We start from the raw sequence: 18,514 nt of genomic DNA, 5'->3' as shown, positions 1-18,514 counted from the left end.
CCGTGTACCGATCCGCCCCTGTCCGCTGTGGATGCCATCAGGCAGCATGACGTCCATGTCCGTCATCACGCGCGACGAAGCGCAGCTCCGAGCACAGCTCCTCGACGTCCACCGCTACACGGTCGAACTCGATCTCACCACAGGGGACGAGACCTTCGACTCCCGCACCGTGATCAGGTTCACCGCGCGGTCCGCCGGGGACACGTTCGTCGAGCTGAAGCCCGCCTCCTTGCGCACCGTCACCCTCGACGGGCAGCCCCTCGATCCGGAGACCCTCGACGGCAACCGGCTGCCGCTGCGCGGCCTCACCGCCGGCGAGCACGAACTGCGCGTCGACGCCGCCATGCGCTACTCCCGCACCGGCGAGGGCATGCACCGCTTCACCGACCCCACCGACGGCGAGACCTACGTCTACACCCAGATGTTCCTGGACGACGTCCAGCGCGTCTTCGCCGCCTTCGACCAGCCCGACCTCAAGGCCGTCTTCGAACTCACCGTCACCGCCCCCGACGGCTGGAGCGTCCTCGCCAACGGCATCACCGAACACCTCGGCCAGGGCCGCTGGCGCGCCGCCGCCACCCCGCTGATCTCCACCTACCTCGTCGCCGTCGCCGCCGGCCCCTGGCACTCGCTGCACACCGAACACCGCGGCCTGCCCTTCGGCATCCACTGCCGCCGCTCCCTCGCCGCGCACCTCGACACCGACGCCGAGGAGATCTTCGACGTCACCCGCGCCTGCTTCGACCGCTACCACGAGAAGTTCGAGGAGCCCTACCCCTTCGACTCCTACGACCAGGCGTTCGTCCCCGAGTTCAACGCCGGCGCCATGGAGAACCCCGGCCTGGTCACCTTCCGCGACGACTTCGTCTTCCGCTCCGCCGTCACCGACACCGAACGGCAGACCCGCGCCATGGTCATCGCCCACGAGATGGCCCACATGTGGTTCGGCGACCTCGTCACCCTCAAGTGGTGGGACGACATCTGGCTCAACGAGTCCTTCGCCGAGTACATGGGCTACCAGACCACCCTCGAAGCGACCCGCTTCACCCAGCCGTGGGTCGAGTTCGGCGTCACCCGCAAGGCCTGGGGCTACGACGCCGACCAGCGCCCCTCCACCCACCCGGTCGCCCCCGAAGCCGTCGACGACACCGCCGCAGCCCTGCTCAACTTCGACGGCATCTCCTACGCCAAGGGCGCCTCCGCACTGCGCCAGCTCGTGACCTGGCTCGGCGAGAAGAACTTCCTCGCCGGCATCAACATCCACTTCGAACGGCACCGGTTCGCCAACGCCACCCTCGCCGACTTCATCGACTCCCTCGCCGCCGCCACCGACCGCGACGTGCACGCCTGGGCCGAGGCCTGGCTGCGCACCACCGGAGTCGACACCCTCAGCCCGCGCGTCGCCGCCGCCGACGGCACCCTCGCCCTCACCGTCGACCGCGCCGGCAGCCGCCCGCACCGGATCACCGTCGGCCTCTACGACCACGACCTCACCGACGAGGGCCGCCTCACCCCGCGCGAGCACGTCAGCCTCGACGTCCCGCAGAGCGCACCGCAGCCCATCGGCAAGCGCCCCGCGCTGATCCTCACCAACGACGGCGACCTCACCTACGCCAAGATCCGCTTCGACGACGAGTCCTTCGAAGCGGTCCGCACCGGCCTGTCCGGACTGCCCGAGCCCCTCACCCGCGCCGTGGTCTGGAACGCCCTCCGGGACGCCGTACGCGACGGCGAACTCCCGCCCGCCGCCTACCTCGAGACGGCCCGCACCCACCTCCCGCGCGAGACCGACCTCGCCGTCGCCGAAGGCGTCCTCGCCTTCGCCGCCCACGAGGTCACCGACCGCTACCTGCGCCCCGAGGACCGCCCCGCGGCCCTCGCCACCCTCGGCTCCCTCTGCCGCGACCTGCTGCGCCGCACCGAGGACGGCGACAACCCCGGCCTGCGCCTGATCGCCGTACGCCACTTCATCGACGTCGCCGCCCACCCCGACACCATCGCCGCCTGGCTCGCCGACGACACGGTCCCCGGCGGACCCGAACTCGACCCCGAACTGCGCTGGCGCATCCTCGGCCGGCTCGCCGTCCTCGGCGCCACCGACGAGGCCGCCATCGCCGCCGAACTCGACCGCGACCCCTCCGCCAACGGCCAGGAAGGCGCCGCGACCTGCCGCGCCGCCCTCCCCGACCCGGAGGCCAAACGCGCCGCCTGGGACGCGATGTTCGCCTCCGACGACCTCTCCAACTACCTCTTCACGGCCACCGCGCGCGGCTTCTGGCAGCCCGAACAGGCCGACCTCGTCCGCGCCTACGTACCCCGCTACTACCAGGACGTCGTCCCGCTCGCCGCCCGCCGCGGCCCCGCCATCGCCGCGGCCGCCGGACGCTGGGCCTTCCCGTACCACGCGGTCGACGCCGAGAACCTCGCCCTCGGCGAGGCCTGCCTGCGCGAGGCGGAACCCGTCGCCGCGCTGCGCCGCAAACTGGTCGACGAACTCGACGACCTGGCCCGCGCCCTGCGCGTCCGGGACGCATAGCACCGAAGTCCCGGACGGCGTGGTGCCCCCGCTCCCCTCCCTCGGGAGGGGAGCGGGGGCACCACGCCGTCCGGGAGGCAGCCCCTAGCCGTTCCCCACCCGCAACTCCGCCCGGCGCACGCCCCCTTCACGCGGGCCCGCCCGCCGGTTGCCCACCGCCTCACGCGCCGGAACGGCCGCACCCAGCAGGAAACCGAGCCGCTCCAGGAAAGCCTCCCCGGAGCGCCAGCCGGCCGGCACCGACGCCGTCACCAGGGACACCGAGCCCGCCCGGGCCAGCAGGGACTCCGCCAGCGCCCGGCCCAGCCCCCGTCCCCGCGCCCAGGGCGCCAGCAGGAACAGGCCCACCGCCACCGCACCCGGCTCCGGATGGTCCAGCACCGCGTCCACCAGACCCGCGACCACGCCGTCCCGCTCCAGCACCAGCAGCACCTTGTCCTCCGGACTCGCCCCCTCCGGCAGCGCGTAGAACAGGCTCTGCACATCACCCGGCCCCGACGGCAGCCCCGTCGCCGCCACGAACCAGTCCTCGCACTCCTCGAACAGCGTCAGCAGCGGCACCTCGTCCCGCGGACCGGGCTCACGCACCACCACCCGCTCACCGGGCACCTCGATCATCCACGCGTCAACCATCCGAACGACGGTAGCCGCGGCGCCACCACGGCTCCACCGCTCCAACGCGTTTTCCCCGTACGGCAGTACCCACGACCGGGTCCCGATCGTTGAACCTCCCGGACGGGTGGACCCCCGCCACGGCCGCCCCCCTCCCCGCGCCCCGGAGGACAGCCCATGAGCACCCCGCCCCTCGCCTCAGGACCCGGCGGACCCACAGCCCTCCGTCCCCTCCTGGACACCGTCCTCGACGCCCTCGCCACCGGCCGCCGGGCCCGCGGCGGCCCCCTGCCGGCCGGCGGCCCCGAAGCCGTCACCGCCCGCATGACCACGGCCCTCGGAAACGGCGTCCTCCCCGACGCCCCGGACCCCGACGCCCTGCGCACCCTCGTCCACGCCCTGGCCGAAGGCGCCGCCGACCCCGCCGACCCGCTCTGCGCCGCCCACCTGCACTGCCCGCCGCTCGCCCTCGCCACCGCCGCCGACCTCGCCGCCAGCGCCCTCAACCCCTCACTCGACTCCTGGGACCAGGCCCCCGCCGCCTCCGCCCTGGAAACCGAGGTCACACGCGCCCTCGCCCGGCTCATCGGCCTCCGCGACGCCCTCGTCACCACCGGCGGCACCGAATCCAACCAACTCGCCCTGCTCCTCGCCCGCGAGACGCACGGCCCCCGCCTCCGGCTGGTGCACGGCGCCAACGCCCACCACTCCCTGCCCCGCGCCGCCTGGCTGCTCGGCCTGCCCCACCCGATCGTCCTGCCCACCCCGCGCGGCACCCTCGACCCCGCAACCCTCCACCACACCCTCAGCACCGAGCCCGGCCCCCTGCTCGTCGCCGCCACCGCCGGCACCACCGACGCCGGACTCATCGACCCGCTGCCTGAGGCCGCCCGCCTGTGCGCCACCCACGGCGCCCGCCTGCACGTCGACGCCGCCTACGGCGCCGGCCTCGCCTTCAGCGACCGGCACCGCCACAAACTCGCCGGACTCGAAACCGCCCACACCGTCACCCTCGACCTGCACAAACTCGGCTGGCAGCCGGCCGCCGCCGGACTCCTCGCCGTCGCCGCGCCCGGCGAACTCACCGCACTCCACCACCACGCCGACTACCTCAACGCCGACGACGACACCGAAGCAGGCCTCCCCGACCTGCTCGGCCGCTCACTGCGCACCACCCGCCGGCCCGACATCCTCAAGATCGCCGTCACCCTGAAGACCCTCGGCCGCACCGGACTCGGCGCCCTCGTCGACCAGGTCTGCGCCCACGCCGACGAGTTCGCCGACCTCGTCCACCGCCACCCCGGCCACGACCTCTACGACCGGCCCGTCATCAGCACCGTCCTGTTCCGGCCCGCCGGCGCCCCCGACACCGCCGTCGCCGCCGTACGCCGCCGCCTGCTGCACGAAGGCCGGGCCGTCCTCGGACGAGCCCGCCCCGACGGACGGCTCTGGCTCAAGGCCACCTTCCTCAACCCCCACACCCGGCCCCACGAACTGGCCGCACTCCTCGAACTCGCCGAAGGAGCCACCCCCGCATGACCAACCCCCCACACCACCGGCCCGGCGCCCCCCGCGACCTCGTCGGCATCGGCATCGGCCCCAGCAACCTCTCCCTCGCCGCCCTCGCCCACCCCCTCGCCGAACTCGACGCCGTCTTCTACGAACGACGCCCCCGCTTCGACTGGCACCCCGGCCTGCTCATCGAAGGCGCCACCATCCAGGTCCCCTTCCTCGCCGACCTGGTCACCCTCGCCGACCCCACCAGCCCCTGGAGCTTCCCCAACTACCTGAAGACCCACGAACGGCTCTTCCCCTTCTACTTCGCCGAGCGCTTCCACATCCAGCGCGCCGAATACGACGCCTACTGCCGCTGGGTCTGCGAGCACCTGCCCGGACTCCGCTTCCACCACCAGGTCGACGCCGTCCGCTGGAACCCCGAACACGACGTCTTCGAGATCGACCACACCCGCCACGACCCCCACGGCGGCACCCCCGCCCACGGCCGCACCCACACCCGCAACATCGTCCTCGGCATCGGCACCACCCCCCATGTGCCCGACGCCCTGCGGCCACTCGTCGAAGCACCCGGCGTCCCCGTCATCCACGCCGCCGACTACCTCGACCACCGCGCCACCCTCCTCACCGCGGGCCACATCACGGTCGTCGGCTCGGGACAGTCCGGCGCCGAGGTCTTCCTCGACCTGCTGCGCCACCGCCCCGCCGGCCACGAGAAACTGCACTGGATCGGCCGCACCGAAGCGTTCGCACCGATGGAGTACTCCAAACTCGGCCTCGAACACTTCACCCCCGACTACACCCGCTACTTCCACGCCCTCGCCGAACCCGTCCGCGACCGGCTCACCACCGCCCAGTGGCAACTGCACAAAGGCATCGACGCGGACACCCTCGCCGCCATCCACGACGAGCTGTACCGGCGCACCCTGAACGGCGGCTGGCCCGACACCGTCCTCACCCCCGGCGTCCGCGTCCGCACCGCCGGCCGCATCGCCGCCGGCCAGGTCGAACTCCACCTCGAACACCTCCAGCAGGGCGCCCGCAGCCGGCTCACCACCGACGCCGTCGTCCTCGCCACCGGCTACCGCGAACGCCCCCTCGGCGGCCTCCTCGCCGGACTCGACCCCTACATGCGCCGCGACGGCAGCGAACGCCCCCGCATCGACGAGAACTACCGCCTCGTCCTCGACCCCGCCGTCACCGGCTCCGTCTACGTCCAGAACGCCGAACTGCACACCCACGGCGTCGGCGCCCCCGACCTGGGCCTCACCGCCTGGCGCAGCGCCACCATCCTCAACTCCCTCACCGGCAAGGAGCAGTACCCCCTGCCCACCCGCACCGCCTTCACCACCTTCGGACTCCAGGACCTCGCCCCCCGCATGCCGCACGCCAGACAAGCCGGGCAACTGGTCCCCCTCCTCGAATAGGCCCCACGCACGACGGCGGCGCCGGTGCGGGAACCCGCACCGACGCCGCCGACACACCTCGACCGGAGACTCAGAACACCGGGGTGCCGTCCCGCGTCAGCTTCCAGTCCACCGACGCGAAGTCCTTCGGGTCCAGCACACCCTTCGCCGTCACCCACTCCGCGATCCGGGTGCGGATCTCCGTCGACTCCGACCACAGCTCCTTCGCCGACGCCACGTGCGGGAAGGCGCCACCGCCGTTGGCGCGGTAGTTGTTCACCGCCAGCACGAACTGCTGCGCGTCGTCCAGCGCCGCACCACCGAACGTCAGGTTCCTGATTCGCGAACCCGCCGGCTGCGCCACGTCGATGTCGTACGACAGACCCGACACGTAGTCGTAGTTGTAGTCCGGACGGCCACCCGCGTTCGTCAGCTTCTCCACGTCGACCGCCGCGCCCGCCGCCGTCTGCACGTAGTACGCCGCCGAGTACTCCAGGTACGCCCGCACCTGCGCGCCCGTCATCAGCTTCGCGACCAGCGTGTTGTCGTACACGTACAGACCCGACAGGTCCCGGATCGTCACATCGCCGGCCGGGATCTGCGACGTCCGCGAGAACGGCGACGCCTGCGCGATCACCGGCAGCGACGCGTACTCCGTGCCCGCCAGCGCCGCCTTCACCACGTCCTCCTGGACCTTGGTGATCAGATCGATGATCGGGGCGTCCTTGTACCGCGCCTCGACCGTCGTCAGGGTCTGCGTCGCCCGACCCACCACCTGGTTGACGTACGCCACGACCTTGTCGTGCTCGTCCTTCAGCAGCTTCGTGATCCGCGGGTCGTCCGCCACCGTCCTCGAGTCACGCAGCGAAGCGGACACCGACTCCACCTCCCACCGGCCCTTGCCGAACACCAGCTCGATGTCGAAGACGCTCAGCCGCTCCGCGAAGCACAGCGGCTCCGACAGCACGACCGTCCGGCCCGACTTCTCGTTGACGACCTTCAGCTCCGGAATCTCCAGATGCGCGTGCCCCACCAGGATCGCGTCGATACCCGGCACCTGCCGCGCCACGTTCGCCGCCGCGTCCTCCACGTACGGCAGCTGGTCACCGTACGACGAGTTCCCCGACGTACCCGAGTGCGCCGACACCACGACCACGTCCGCGCCCATCGCCCGCAGCTTCGGCACCCACTTCGCGGCCTGCTCCTCCAGACCCGGGAACGCCAGCTTGCCCTGCACGTACGCCTTGTCCCAGATCGCGATGCCCGGGTTGGTCAGACCCAGCACGGCCACCTTCACCGGCGGAGCGCCCGGCACGTGGAACTTCTTCATGAAGTAGGGCGGGAAGGCCGGCTTCAGCGTCTTCGCGTCCACCGCGTTGGCGCCCAGCAGCGGGAAGTCGAGCTGGTCCTCGAACTTCCGCAGCGTCTCGATGCCGTAGTTGAACTCGTGGTTGCCGAGCGCCGCCGCGTCGTACCCGATCGCGTTCATCGCCTGCGCCATCGGGTGCACCGGACCGCCCTTGGCGGTGATCGGGTCGACCTTCGCGTAGTAGTACGTCAGCGGCGTGCCCTGGATCGTGTCACCGGCGTCCAGCAGCAGCGTGTTGCAGCGGCCCTTCTCCTCGCGGATCGACTCGACCAGCGTCGAGACACGCGCCAGGCCCTGCGCGTTGCCCGCCTTGTCGGAGTACTCCGCGTCCTTGAAGTAGTCCCAGTTGAAGACGTGACCGTGCAGATCCGTGGTGCCCATGACGGTCAGCGAGTACCGCTTCGGGTGCTTCCCCGGCCCCTTCGCCTCCGCGGCCTCGGCCGCCGGAGCCGCTCCCGCACCGGCGATCGCCACCCCCGCCCCGGTCACGGCGGACTTCTTCAGGAACTTCCGGCGGTTCAACGGCATCTCTCGGTCTCCTCGGGGAAACAGCCAACAACGCGCGTAGATTCTGACCCGGGCATGACCGAAAGCAACAGGTCCATTCGGTTTCGATCTGGTGACCTGTCGCCCCAACTCCGGCCACAGAAGCGGAAACCCCATGACACAGTGGGACGTATGACCCCACCGGCGACCTCACCCCACGGCACCCCCGACGCCCCCCTCCTCACCGTCCGCGGCGAGGCCGAGATCGACGCCGAACCCGAGATCGCCCGCATCGGCGTCACCGTCACCGCCCGCGGCCGCGACCGCCGCACCACCCTCGACGACCTCACCCGCCGCAACACCGCCGCCCTCGACCTCGTCAAGTCCTACGGCGACGCGGTGGAACACGTGACCACCGGCAGCATCTCGATCACCCCCGAACTCACCCCCCACGGCCGCGGCGAACGCGTACGCGGCCACCACGGCCGCGTCCACCTCACCGCCGAACTCACCGACTTCACCGCCCTCGCCGAACTCACCACCCGACTGGCCGACTTGGAACTCACCCGGATCGACGGCCCCTGGTGGTCCCTGCGCCCCGACTCACCCGTGCCCGCCCAGGCCCGCCGCCAGGCCGTCCACGAGGCCCTCCGCCGGGCCCGCGAATACGCCGACGCCCTCGGCACCACCGTCGCCGCCCTCGTCGAACTCACCGACACCGGCGACGACCACACCCGCCCCGGACGCACCCCCCAGGAACGCGGTGCACGCCGCACCGCACTCGCCCAACCGGAGGAACCACCCCGGCCCCTCGACCTCGAACCCCCGCGACTGCGCGTCGGCGCACAGGTCACCGCCCAATTCACGATGCGGCCCCCGCGGGTCTGAAGACCGAAAACCCACGACGTGAAGATTTCGCTCAAAGGAGCGGGCCTTCGCACAATTCAACAGTTGTCAATATCCCTTTACCCAACGGTTGTTGGGCAGTCATGAACCCCGGATTCACTACCCGTGGGTAAGGCCTAGGCTCGACCTATGCGCCGAGCAAAGATCGTCTGCACTCTGGGCCCCGCCACCGACTCGTACGACCAGATCAAAGCACTCGTCGAAGCCGGAATGGACGTCGCCCGCTTCAACCTCAGCCACGGCACCCAGACCGAGCACGAGGTGCGATACCAGCACGTCAGAAAAGCCGCCGACGAAACCGGCCGCAGCGTCGGAATCCTCGCCGACCTTCAAGGCCCGAAGATCCGCCTCGGCCGATTCAGCGAAGGCCCCGTACTCCTTGAACGCGGCGACACCTTCACGATCACCGTCGAGGAAGGCGTCGAAGGCGACCGCCACATCTGCGGCACCACCTACGCCGGCCTCGCCGCCGACGTCACCCCCGGCGAACGCATCCTCGTCGACGACGGCAAGGTCGGCCTCGAAGTCACCGCCGTCGACGGCCCCCGGGTCCACACCCGAGTGGCCGAAGGCGGCGTCATCTCCGACCACAAGGGACTCAACCTCCCCGGCGTCGCCGTCTCCGTACCCGCCCTGTCCAAGAAGGACGAGGACGACCTGCGCTGGGCCCTGCGCACCGGCTTCGACGTCGTGGCCCTCTCCTTCGTCCGCAGCGGCAAGGACGCCCACGACGTCCACCGCATCATGGACGAGGAAGGCCGCCGCCTCCCCGTCATCGCCAAGGTCGAGAAACCCCAGGCCGTCGAGAACATCGACGACATCGTCGCCTCCTTCGACGGAATCATGGTCGCCCGCGGCGACCTCGGCGTCGAAATGCCCCTCGAACAGGTGCCCATCGTCCAGAAGCGCGCCATCAAACTCGCCCGGCGCAACGCCAAACCCGTCATCGTCGCCACCCAGATGCTCGACTCGATGATCGAGAACTCACGCCCCACCCGCGCCGAGGCCTCCGACGTCGCCAACGCCGTCATCGACGGCACCGACGCCGTGATGCTCTCCGGCGAGACCAGCGTCGGCAACTACCCCGTCGAGACCGTGCGCACCATGGCCAAGATCGTCGCCGCCGCGGAGGAGGACATCCTCGCCAGGGGCCTGCCGCCGCTCACCGAACGCAACAAACCCCGCACCCAGGGCGGAGCCGTCGCCCGCGCCGCCGCCGAGATGGGCGACTTCCTCGGGGCCAAGTTCCTCGTCGCGTTCACCCAGTCCGGCGACACCGCCCGCCGGCTCTCCCGCTACCGCTCGCCGATCCCCCTGATGGCCTTCACCCCCGAGCCGGCCACCCGCTCCCAGCTCAGCCTCACCTGGGGCGTGGAGACCTTCCTCGGCCCGGAGGCGGACTCCACGGACGCGATGGTCGCCCAGGTGGACGAACTCCTCCTGCGGTACGGCCGCTGCGAGAAGGGCGACATCGTGGTCATCACGGCCGGCTCACCCCCCGGCGTCCCCGGCGCGACCAACATGGTCCGCGTACACCACATCGGCGAGGACGACAGCCCCAAGTAGCGAAGGCTCAGTACTTGGGGCCCACGTGCACGTCCATGAGGGCTACGGAGGCTTTTCGGGCGACGGAGATGTTGTACGGGTCGCCGTTGCGGGTGCAGTGGGTCCACGTGATCCCGAGCCTGTCGAGTGTGTCCGTGTAGAGCCGCCGGATGTCGTCGGAGACGTTGGTGAAGAAGTAGCGGGGATACTCGTAGCGCCTGCGCTCACCGCCGACCAGGCGAGTCGTCCAGTTGGTGACACGGCATCCGTCGGAGTGGATCAGGCCGCGGACGAACTCCCAGGGGTACTCGTCGACGATGTCCTGCTGCCAGGGCTCCAGGACGATCCGTCGCTCGTGCTTCTTGCCGGGACCGTGCTGGGGGAACAGGACGGGCCAGTGCCGGTGGTAGCTGGTCACCATCGCACAGCCCTGTTTGTGGAGCGTATGGACGCGCACCCCGGGGCGTACACGTGCGATGGCCTCGCAGCACATCCGCATGAGCCCGGGCCATGTGTCGGCGCACGCGATCCTGAGGTAGTAACCGCCGCCCGGGTGCGGGCTGATGCACCCGTCGCCGAGATAGAGGCCCAGCAGGTACGCGTATGCGCGGGCGTCGGAAGGCGGCCCGGGCGGAGGCGCTGAGCGGGACAGCGGTTCGAGACGGACCTGCCATGAACGGATCGCAGCGCGCGAGATACCGGTCTCGCGGCTCACCGCGTTCAGGCTGCGGCCCTGCGCGACAAGCGCGAGAGCCTGCTTACGGGTGCTGACGTCGTACATGCGGCCACTCTGCGAAGGCGATCGCTGTGACACGCGGAGAAGAGCGGAGGTTCACGGGAATGTGGAAATCCGCTCGTGAATGGTGACCTTCGGATCGAAGGAAAAGTGCCCCGGGTCGGACTCGAACCGACACTGTATGGGTTTTGAATCCATTGCCTGCTGCCAATTGGGCTACCGGGGCCCGGTGAATCGAAGGTTTACCTCGACCCGCTGCCTGACCACCTTACCGCAGCTGGGTAGGCTCTTGTCAGCAGTACCGACCTGCCTCGTAACAAGGAGCCCGAGTGACCTCCCCCGAGTCGCCCCAGCCCGTAGACGTGCCCGACGACGACAAGTCGCACGTGCCTCCGCTGACGACCCGTGTCGTCATCGCCGAGGACGAGGCCCTGATCCGGCTCGATCTGAAAGAGATGCTGGAGGAGGAGGGCTACACCGTCGTCGGCGAGGCCGGGGACGGCGAGCAGGCCGTCGAACTGGCCCGCGAGCACCGCCCGGACCTGGTGATCCTCGATGTGAAGATGCCCAAGCTCGACGGCATCTCCGCGGCCGAGAAGATCGCCGAGGAGTCCATCGCCCCGGTCCTGATGCTCACCGCGTTCTCGCAGCGCGACCTGGTGGAGCGGGCCCGGGACGCCGGTGCCATGGCGTACCTGGTGAAGCCGTTCAGCAAGAGCGACGTCGTCCCGGCGATCGAGATGGCCGTGTCCCGGTTCACCGAGCTGCGGGAGCTGGAGAAGGAGGTCGCGGACCTCACCCAGCGGCTGGAGACGCGCAAGCTGGTGGACCGCGCGAAGTCCATCCTGCAGACGGAGTACGGGCTGACCGAGCCGGCCGCGTTCCGCTGGATCCAGAAGACGTCGATGGACCGGCGTCTGTCGATGCAGCAGGTCGCCGAGGCGGTCATCGCGGACAACGACGAGAAGAAGTCCGCGAAGAAGGGCTGAGCCCCCCCCGCGCACAGGACGAGGCCCGCGCCCCGGAGAAGGGGGACGCGGGCCTCGTCGTACCGGCGGTGCGCGGCGGGGTCAGTCCTCGCCGAGGTACGCCTTGCGCACGGACTCGTCGTGCAGCAGGTCCTGTCCGGTGCCGGAGAGGACGATGCTGCCGACCTCCATGACGTGGCCCTGGTCGGCGAGCGAGAGCGCCGCCTGGGCGTTCTGCTCGACCAGCAGGATCGTGGTGCCGGAAGCCTTCAGCTCGACGATCGTCGCCATGATCTTCTGCATCATGATCGGCGACAGGCCCATGGAGGGTTCGTCGAGCATCAGCAGCTTGGGCTGGGACATCAGCGCCCGGCCCATGGCCAGCATCTGCTGCTCACCGCCGGAGAGGGTGCCGGCGGCCTGCTTCCTGCGCTCTCCGAGGATGGGGAAGAGGTCGTAGGCGCGCTGGATGTCCTTCTCGATGCCTTCCTTGTCCTTGCGGAGGAAGGCGCCGAGCTGGAGGTTCTCGGCGATGGACAGGCGCGGGAAGATGTGCCGGCCCTCGGGGGAGTGGGCGAGTCCGAGGGCGACGATCTTGTGCGCGGGGACGCCGGCGAGTGGCTTGCCGTCGAAGAGGATCTTTCCGGAGCTGGGCTTGAGCAGTCCGGAGAGGGTGCGCAGGGTGGTCGTCTTGCCGGCGCCGTTGGTGCCGATGAGGGTGACGACCTGGCCGGCTTCGACGCTGAACGAGATGCCCTTGACGGCTTCGATCTTGCCGTAGGCGACCCTGAGGTCCTCGACCTCCAGCAGTGCGGTCACTGGGTGTCTCCCTTGGTGGTGCTGGTGCTCTCCGCGCCGCTCTCCGGGCCGCCGGTGGTGCCGGCGTCGGCGGGTGCGGCGTCGTCCGGGCCGGTGGACTCGGCCTGCGCGGGCTCGGGCTCGGCGTCGGTCTTCGGGGCCGCGGCCGGGGTTCCGGCGTCGGCGGCGGTCTCCGCCGCCTCGACCTCGGCGGCCTCGACCTCGGCCGCCTCGGCCTGGCCGGGGTCGCCCTCGAAGGGTTCGCCGAGGTAGGCGGCGACGACCCGGTCGTCGGCCTGGACGACGTCGGAGGTGCCCTCGACGAGCTTCTCGCCCTGGACGAGGACGGCGACGCGGTCGCAGAGGTTGAAGATGAAGCGCATGTCGTGCTCGATCACGAGGACGGCGATGCCCTTGTCCCGGATGGCGAAGACCAGTTCCTCGGTGGTCCGGGTCTCCTGCGGGTTCATGCCGGCCGTCGGCTCGTCGAGGAGCAGCAGGCCGGGCTCGCTGGCGAGTGCGCGGGCGATCTCCAGCTTGCGCTGTTCGCCGTAGGGCAGGTTGCGGGCGAGGTGGTCGCGCTTGGCGGCGAGGCCGACGAACTCGAGGAGTTCCATGGCCTTGGCCTCGGACTCCTTCTCGGCCTTGCGGAAGCCGGGGCCGCGCAGGAGGGCGGACCAGAGGCCCTCCTTGGTGCGGGTGTGGCGGCCGACGAGGACGTTCTCCAGGACCGTCATGTTGGCGAAGAGCCGGATGTTCTGGAAGGTCCGGGCGATCCCGGCCTGGGTGACCAGGTGCGGCTTGGGCGGGAGCACCTTGCCCCGGAAGGCGACGGTGCCCTCGGTGGGCACGTACAGGCCGGTGAGGCAGTTGAAGAATGTGGTCTTGCCGGCGCCGTTGGGGCCGATCAGGCCGACGATCTCGCCGCTGTTGACGGTGAAGTCGACGGATCGGACGGCGGTGAGGCCGCCGAAGCGCATGGTGACGTCACGGGCTTCGAGTACAGGTGTCGTCATGGTTCTTTACGCCCCTGCCTTGGTGGCGGCCGGTTCGTCGGTGAGCGTTCTCTGTTCGGGGACGTCGAGTTGGCCGATTTCGTGGAATTCGAGCTGGCGGCGGCGGTTGGCGATGATGCCCTCCGGCCGGAAGCGCATCAGCAGGACGAGCGCGATGCCGAAGGCCAGCAGTTCGTAGTTCTGCAGGAACTGGAGCTTCTCGGGGACCAGGTAGAGGACGCTGGCGCCGAGGAGGGGGCCGCTGACGGTGCCCATGCCGCCGAGGACGACGGCGGCGAGGAGGAAGGCGGAGTTGGGCGGGGCGGCGCCGGCGAACTGGTAGGGCTGCGGGTTGACGCTGTAGTTGACGTGGGCCATCACGGTGCCGGCGAGGCCGGCGAGGGAGGCGCCGAGGGCGAAGGCGATCAGCTTGACCCGGAAGCCGTTGATGCCCATGGCGGTGGCGGCGGTCTCGTCCTCGCGGATGGCGATCCAGGAGCGGCCGATGCGGGAGTCGGCGGCGCGGGTGAAGACGAGCACGACGATGGCCGTGACGATGAGCATCAGGAAGAGGTAGTTGGCGAAGCGGCCGAGTGTGAACCCGGCTATCTCGTGTGCTTCGCCGAACTTGAACCCGAGGATGTCCAGGTCCGGGATCTGGGTGATGCCGTTGGGGCCGCGGGTGATGTCGGGTCCGGAGTCGCCGTCGAGGTTGTTGACGGTGATGCGGAAGATCTCTCCGAAGCCGAGGGTGACGATGGCCAGGTAGTCGCCGCGCAGTCGCAGGGTGGGGGCGCCGATGAGGACGCCGAAGACGAGCGAGGCGGCCATGCCGGTGAGGGCGGCGGCCCAGAAGGGGAAGTGGACGCCGGAGAAGCGGGAGTACTCGGAGCCGGAGACGAGTGCGGCCGCGTAGGCGCCGACGCCGAGGAAGGCGACGTAGCCGAGGTCGAGGAGGCCGGTGAGGCCGACGACGATGTTCAGGCCGAGTGCGACGGTGGCGAAGATGAGGATGTTGACGCCGACGTTGGCGTTGTGGTCGTCGCTCTGGGTGAACGGGAAGATCACGGCGGCGAGGAAGGCCAGCGCGGAGGCGAAGCCCTTGTGCTGGGCGGCCATGGTCGCGTAGCGGTCGACGAGGCCGGTGTGCATCAGGCCCCAGGCGGCGAAGATGACGAGGAGGAGGAAGCCGATGAAGGTTTCGCTCGCGTCGTTGTCGATGCCGATGCCGTAGGTGAAGGCGATCAGGGCGATGGCGGTGCCGGCGGTGATGACGCCGCGCTCGAGGAGCGGGGACAGGGTGCCGGGGCGGGGCTGCTGGGGCTTGGTGAGGTAGCCGCGCAGTCCGGTGCCGGGGGCCGGGTGGGGCAGGGCGAGGGCGCCGACGACGGGCAGTGCGGAGGCGGCCATGGCGACGTAGGCGCCGGGGTCGAGGTTGACCAGGCCGTCGAGGTCGACGGCGATGGCGATGCCGGTGAACCAGCAGACGGTGAACGCCGACAGGGCGGTGAGGAACACGGGGGAGGTGGCGCCGGCGGGGTTGAGCCAGCGCAGGCCCTTGATGTTCCAGAGGGTGAGGGAGAACAGCAGGGTGAGGGCGCCGGCCACGAGGGCGAGGATCTGCAGGCCCGCGGGGTAGCCGTAGACGGTGAGGTCGCCGGGGAACGCGGGGGTCCAGGTCCAGCTCATGAAGGTGCTGGCGATGGTGCCCACGGCGCCGATGGCGATGAGCAGTCGGGCGGCGGCGGGCGGCAGCGGGACGGGCCCGTGCGTGGCCGTGGCCGGTGCTGCGGTGGTGGTGTCGGTCATGGTGCTCACGCCCTGTCCGCGACGCGCTCGCCGAGCAGGCCTTGTGGTCTGAAGAGGAGTACGAGGATCAGCAGGACGAAGGCCCAGACGGCGGCCCAGCCGCCTCCGCCGAGCTGCTGCATGCCGGGGATGTCGGCGATGTAGGCGGTGGCCATGGCTTCGGCGAGGCCGAGGACGAGGCCGCCGAGCATGGCGCCGTAGATGTTGCCGATGCCGCCGAGGACGGCCGCGGTGAAGGCCTTGAGGCCGGCGATGAAGCCCATGTCGTAGGAGACGGAGCCGTACTTGAGGCCGTAGGACAGGCCGGCGACGGCGGCGAAGAAGCCGCCGATGGCGAAGGCGATGACGATGATGCGGTTGGTGTCGATGCCCATGAGCTGTGCGGTGTCCGGGTCCTGGGCGGTGGCCTGCATGGCGCGGCCGGTGCGGGAGAGCCGGACGAAGAAGGCGAGGACGGCCATGCACAGCGGGGCGGCGATGATGAGGAAGACGTCGCCGCTCTGGACGGTCACGGAGCCGAGGTGGAGCGGGCCGAACGGCAGCTGGGGGAAGACGCGCGCGGACTTGGCGTCGGGGTACCAGTTGAAGACGGCCTGCTGCAGGGCCAGTGACAGGCCGATGGCGGTGATGAGTGGCGCGAGGCGTGGTGCTCCGCGCAGGGGGCGGTAGGCGAAGCGCTCGGCGCCGACGGCGATGAGCACGGCGACCAGTGCGCCGCCGATGAGCATCGCCGGCAGGGCTATCCACATGGATATGCCGTCCGGCAGGGCGAGGTAGACCGTGAGTGCGCCGAAGCCTCCGGTCATGAAGATCTCGCCGTGGGCGAAGTTGATGAGCTGGACGATGCCGTACACCATCGTGTAACCGATGGCGATCAGCCCGTACATCGAGCCGAGGAACAGCCCGTTGGCCAGCTGCTGCGGCAGGGTGTTCACCGCATGGCCTCCATGTGGTGGGGAGAGTCAAGGGGGGCGTAGAAGGCGGGCCGCGCGGTGACGGTGGTCTGCGCCGCGCGGCCCTGGTGGTGCGGTGTGTCCGGCTGGACTACTTCGGGTTGGCGACGCCGCTCTTGGCGGACTTCCACTCGCCGTTGGTGACCTTGTAGACGGTCAGCTGCTTGTTGGTGGTGTCGCCGTACTCGTCGAAGGAGATCTTGCCGGAGATGCCGTCGAAGGAGCTCTTCTGGACGGCGTCGACGACCTGCTGGCGGGCGTCGGAGGGCACCTTGCCGTCCTTCACGACCTGGCCGACGGCCTTGATGATGGCGGTGGTGGCGTCGTAGGAGTACGAGCCGTAGGTGCCGTAGTCGCCGGGGTACTTCTTGGCCTTGTAGGCGGCCACGAAGTCCTTGGCGGCGGGCAGGGTGTCGACGGGGACGCCGATGGAGGTGACGAGGTCGCCCTCGGCGGCCTTGCCGGCGGTCTTGATGTAGGTCGGGGTGAACATGCCGTCGCCGCCGAACAGCGGGATCTTGGCGCCGGCGTCCTTGAGCTGCTTGGTCAGCACCTGGGACTCGTCGTACTGGCCGCCGTAGTAGAGGATGTCGGCGCCCGAGTTCTTGATCTTGGTGGCGAGGGTGGAGAAGTCGCGGTCACCGGTGTTGACGTGGTCGGTGCCGACGACCTTGCCGCCCTGCTTGGCGAACTGGGCCTTGAAGATCTTGGAGAGGCCGGCGCCGTAGGTCTGCTTGTCGTCGACGACGAAGGCCTTCTTCTTCTTGAGGCCGTTGTACGCGTAGTCGGCGGCGAAGGCGCCCTGGAGGGCGTCGGTGGTGGCCGTACGGAAGTAGGACTTGAACGGGCGGGACTTGCTGGTCTGCCAGTTCTTGCCCTGGGTCAGCTCGGGCGCGGTGTTGGAGGGGGAGATCTCCACCAGGTTGGCCGAGGCGAGGGTCTGCTGCATCTGGGTGGCCACGCCCGAGTTGAGCGGGCCGACCACGCCGAGGACGTCCTTGTCGGCGACGAGCTGGGAGGCGTTCTGCTGGCCGGTGGCCGGGATCGCCTTGTCGTCCAGTGCCTTGATCTTGAAGGTGACGCCGGGGACGGTCTTGTTCTTGTTGGCGTCGTCGACGGCGATCTGGGCGCCGTACTGGATGCCGAGACCCGTCGCGGAGTTCTGGCCGGTCAGCGGGGCGTCGACGCCGATCGTGACCGTCACGTTGCCGCTGTCGCCGCCCTTGCTGTCGTCATTGCGGGAGCCGCAGGCGGTGAGGGTCAGAGCTCCGGTGGTCAGAACGGAGGTAAGAATCACCAGAGAACGCTGTCGCACAATCGATCCTTTCCGCAGGCACGTTCGCCCCGAGTGGTGGGGTGTTGGGTGCCGCGCCGGTACCGAACTCCCGATGGAGCGGTGACTGGCCGTGACTCTAGGCGTGTGTGGACAACGTGGAGGAGTGCTTGTCCAAGGCTGTGACGCTCTTGTTATGACACGAGGTAATGCAGAGCGGTACGGCGTGGGGGGAACGCATGAATTCAGGTCGATTCGCCCCGTCCGCATTCTGAGAACCCGCAGGACCGCGTCGGCGCGTTCAGGCGTCTCGACGGTTTTGGTAATTACACAACTCTGTTGCTGCAGGCGACTTTCGGGACTGCTGTGCGGCCCTGGGACGGGTGGACGCGATGGCCGAAACCGAGAATCTGGATTGCGCGCGTATTACATAGAGTTACTGCAAGGGAAAGGAGCTCGACGGCTTCGGCGCTTTTCCGCATTCCGCCCATGGGGACGGTTGTGGTGATCTTGCGGGGGAAGCGTCCCTTTGTCCCGGAAAGGGGCGGCGCGGTGTGGCGCGGCGCGGTGTGGCGCGGCGCCGTCCGGACGCGCTCGGGCGCGCGGG

At 69.9% G+C, this 18,514-nt stretch carries 14 protein-coding genes and 1 tRNA gene; 6 read left to right on the top strand and 9 right to left on the bottom strand.

Annotation, left to right across the window (positions count from 1 at the left end):
• The first annotated feature begins 55 nt into the window (after positions 1 to 55).
• Positions 56 to 2,536: an aminopeptidase N gene (pepN, locus tag ACZ7JA_RS33610; RefSeq protein ID WP_470812220.1), complete on the top strand. Its 2,481-nt coding sequence runs from the start codon at positions 56 to 58 to the stop codon at positions 2,534 to 2,536.
• An 84-nt stretch (positions 2,537 to 2,620) separates the two neighbouring features.
• Here pepN and ACZ7JA_RS33605 read toward each other — a convergent pair whose 3' ends face one another.
• Complete coding sequence (locus tag ACZ7JA_RS33605) at positions 2,621 to 3,169, bottom strand: GNAT family N-acetyltransferase (RefSeq protein WP_351672376.1); 549 nt, start codon at positions 3,167 to 3,169, stop codon at positions 2,621 to 2,623.
• Between the two features lie 156 nt (positions 3,170 to 3,325).
• On the opposite strand from ACZ7JA_RS33605, the gene ACZ7JA_RS33600 reads away from it, so the two are divergent.
• On the top strand, positions 3,326 to 4,687 hold the full coding sequence (locus tag ACZ7JA_RS33600; RefSeq protein WP_389304273.1) for a pyridoxal phosphate-dependent decarboxylase family protein: 1,362 nt from the start codon (positions 3,326 to 3,328) through the stop codon (positions 4,685 to 4,687).
• Complete coding sequence (locus tag ACZ7JA_RS33595; protein ID WP_470812217.1) at positions 4,684 to 6,090, top strand: lysine N(6)-hydroxylase/L-ornithine N(5)-oxygenase family protein; 1,407 nt, start codon at positions 4,684 to 4,686, stop codon at positions 6,088 to 6,090. The genes ACZ7JA_RS33600 and ACZ7JA_RS33595 overlap by 4 nt, the downstream gene beginning before the upstream one ends.
• 70 nt (positions 6,091 to 6,160) lie before the next feature.
• Here the strand turns inward: ACZ7JA_RS33595 and ACZ7JA_RS33590 are convergent, their stop codons facing one another.
• On the bottom strand, positions 6,161 to 7,966 hold the full coding sequence (locus ACZ7JA_RS33590; protein WP_351672382.1) for a bifunctional metallophosphatase/5'-nucleotidase: 1,806 nt from the start codon (positions 7,964 to 7,966) through the stop codon (positions 6,161 to 6,163).
• A gap of 150 nt (positions 7,967 to 8,116) precedes the next feature.
• Here ACZ7JA_RS33590 and ACZ7JA_RS33585 point away from each other — a divergent pair, with 150 nt between their 5' ends.
• Positions 8,117 to 8,812, top strand: a complete 696-nt coding sequence (locus ACZ7JA_RS33585) for an SIMPL domain-containing protein (protein WP_470812214.1) — start codon at positions 8,117 to 8,119, stop codon at positions 8,810 to 8,812.
• Positions 8,813 to 8,959: 147 nt separating this feature from the next.
• A complete protein-coding gene (gene pyk, locus ACZ7JA_RS33580) occupies positions 8,960 to 10,396 on the top strand; it encodes a pyruvate kinase (protein WP_351672386.1) in 1,437 nt (478 codons plus the stop codon).
• Between the two features lie 7 nt (positions 10,397 to 10,403).
• Here pyk and ACZ7JA_RS33575 read toward each other — a convergent pair whose 3' ends face one another.
• Entirely contained in the window at positions 10,404 to 11,156 is a 753-nt protein-coding gene (locus tag ACZ7JA_RS33575) for a transcriptional regulator (protein ID WP_470812212.1), read from the bottom strand.
• Positions 11,157 to 11,262: 106 nt separating this feature from the next.
• Positions 11,263 to 11,337 (bottom strand) — tRNA-Leu (locus tag ACZ7JA_RS33570).
• 103 nt (positions 11,338 to 11,440) lie between these two features.
• On the opposite strand from ACZ7JA_RS33570, the gene ACZ7JA_RS33565 reads away from it, so the two are divergent.
• Complete coding sequence (locus ACZ7JA_RS33565) at positions 11,441 to 12,100, top strand: ANTAR domain-containing response regulator (RefSeq protein WP_401130766.1); 660 nt, start codon at positions 11,441 to 11,443, stop codon at positions 12,098 to 12,100.
• Positions 12,101 to 12,181: 81 nt separating this feature from the next.
• On the opposite strand, the gene ACZ7JA_RS33560 is transcribed toward ACZ7JA_RS33565, so the two are convergent.
• The 5 genes from ACZ7JA_RS33560 to ACZ7JA_RS33540 all read right to left on the bottom strand — a co-directional run bounded on the left by ACZ7JA_RS33560 (position 12,182) and on the right by ACZ7JA_RS33540 (position 17,934).
• Positions 12,182 to 12,898, bottom strand: coding sequence for an ABC transporter ATP-binding protein (locus ACZ7JA_RS33560; RefSeq protein WP_351672390.1), 717 nt, complete (start codon positions 12,896 to 12,898; stop codon positions 12,182 to 12,184).
• The gene (locus ACZ7JA_RS33555) at positions 12,895 to 13,893 is read right to left on the bottom strand and encodes an ABC transporter ATP-binding protein (protein WP_351672392.1); all 999 of its coding nucleotides are present in this window, start codon (positions 13,891 to 13,893) and stop codon (positions 12,895 to 12,897) included. Before ACZ7JA_RS33555 ends, ACZ7JA_RS33560 begins: the two co-directional genes overlap by 4 nt.
• A 6-nt stretch (positions 13,894 to 13,899) precedes the next feature.
• Positions 13,900 to 15,681 (bottom strand): branched-chain amino acid ABC transporter permease, encoded by a 1,782-nt coding sequence (locus ACZ7JA_RS33550; protein WP_389304539.1) that lies wholly within the window; start codon positions 15,679 to 15,681, stop codon positions 13,900 to 13,902.
• Positions 15,682 to 15,686: 5 nt separating this feature from the next.
• On the bottom strand, positions 15,687 to 16,616 hold the full coding sequence (locus ACZ7JA_RS33545) for a branched-chain amino acid ABC transporter permease (protein WP_199210157.1): 930 nt from the start codon (positions 16,614 to 16,616) through the stop codon (positions 15,687 to 15,689).
• Positions 16,617 to 16,725: 109 nt separating this feature from the next.
• Positions 16,726 to 17,934 (bottom strand): branched-chain amino acid ABC transporter substrate-binding protein, encoded by a 1,209-nt coding sequence (locus tag ACZ7JA_RS33540; RefSeq protein ID WP_389304541.1) that lies wholly within the window; start codon positions 17,932 to 17,934, stop codon positions 16,726 to 16,728.
• Positions 17,935 to 18,514: the final 580 nt, after the last annotated feature.

This window comes from Streptomyces sp. NPDC038135 (assembly GCF_055601245.1).
This window is presented reverse-complemented; position numbering and strand designations above follow the sequence as displayed.

What these genes read in the sequence shown, in the direction of transcription:
- pepN (WP_470812220.1), top strand. Translation starts at nt 56, where the DNA reads ATGTCCGTCATCACGCGCGACGAAGCGCAGCTCCGAGCACAGCTCCTC.
- ACZ7JA_RS33605 (WP_351672376.1), bottom strand. Translation starts at nt 3,169, where the DNA reads ATGGTTGACGCGTGGATGATCGAGGTGCCCGGTGAGCGGGTGGTGGTG.
- ACZ7JA_RS33600 (WP_389304273.1), top strand. Translation starts at nt 3,326, where the DNA reads ATGAGCACCCCGCCCCTCGCCTCAGGACCCGGCGGACCCACAGCCCTC.
- ACZ7JA_RS33595 (WP_470812217.1), top strand. Translation starts at nt 4,684, where the DNA reads ATGACCAACCCCCCACACCACCGGCCCGGCGCCCCCCGCGACCTCGTC.
- ACZ7JA_RS33590 (WP_351672382.1), bottom strand. Translation starts at nt 7,966, where the DNA reads ATGCCGTTGAACCGCCGGAAGTTCCTGAAGAAGTCCGCCGTGACCGGG.
- ACZ7JA_RS33585 (WP_470812214.1), top strand. Translation starts at nt 8,117, where the DNA reads ATGACCCCACCGGCGACCTCACCCCACGGCACCCCCGACGCCCCCCTC.
- pyk (WP_351672386.1), top strand. Translation starts at nt 8,960, where the DNA reads ATGCGCCGAGCAAAGATCGTCTGCACTCTGGGCCCCGCCACCGACTCG.
- ACZ7JA_RS33575 (WP_470812212.1), bottom strand. Translation starts at nt 11,156, where the DNA reads ATGTACGACGTCAGCACCCGTAAGCAGGCTCTCGCGCTTGTCGCGCAG.
- ACZ7JA_RS33555 (WP_351672392.1), bottom strand. Translation starts at nt 13,893, where the DNA reads ATGACGACACCTGTACTCGAAGCCCGTGACGTCACCATGCGCTTCGGC.
- ACZ7JA_RS33550 (WP_389304539.1), bottom strand. Translation starts at nt 15,681, where the DNA reads ATGACCGACACCACCACCGCAGCACCGGCCACGGCCACGCACGGGCCC.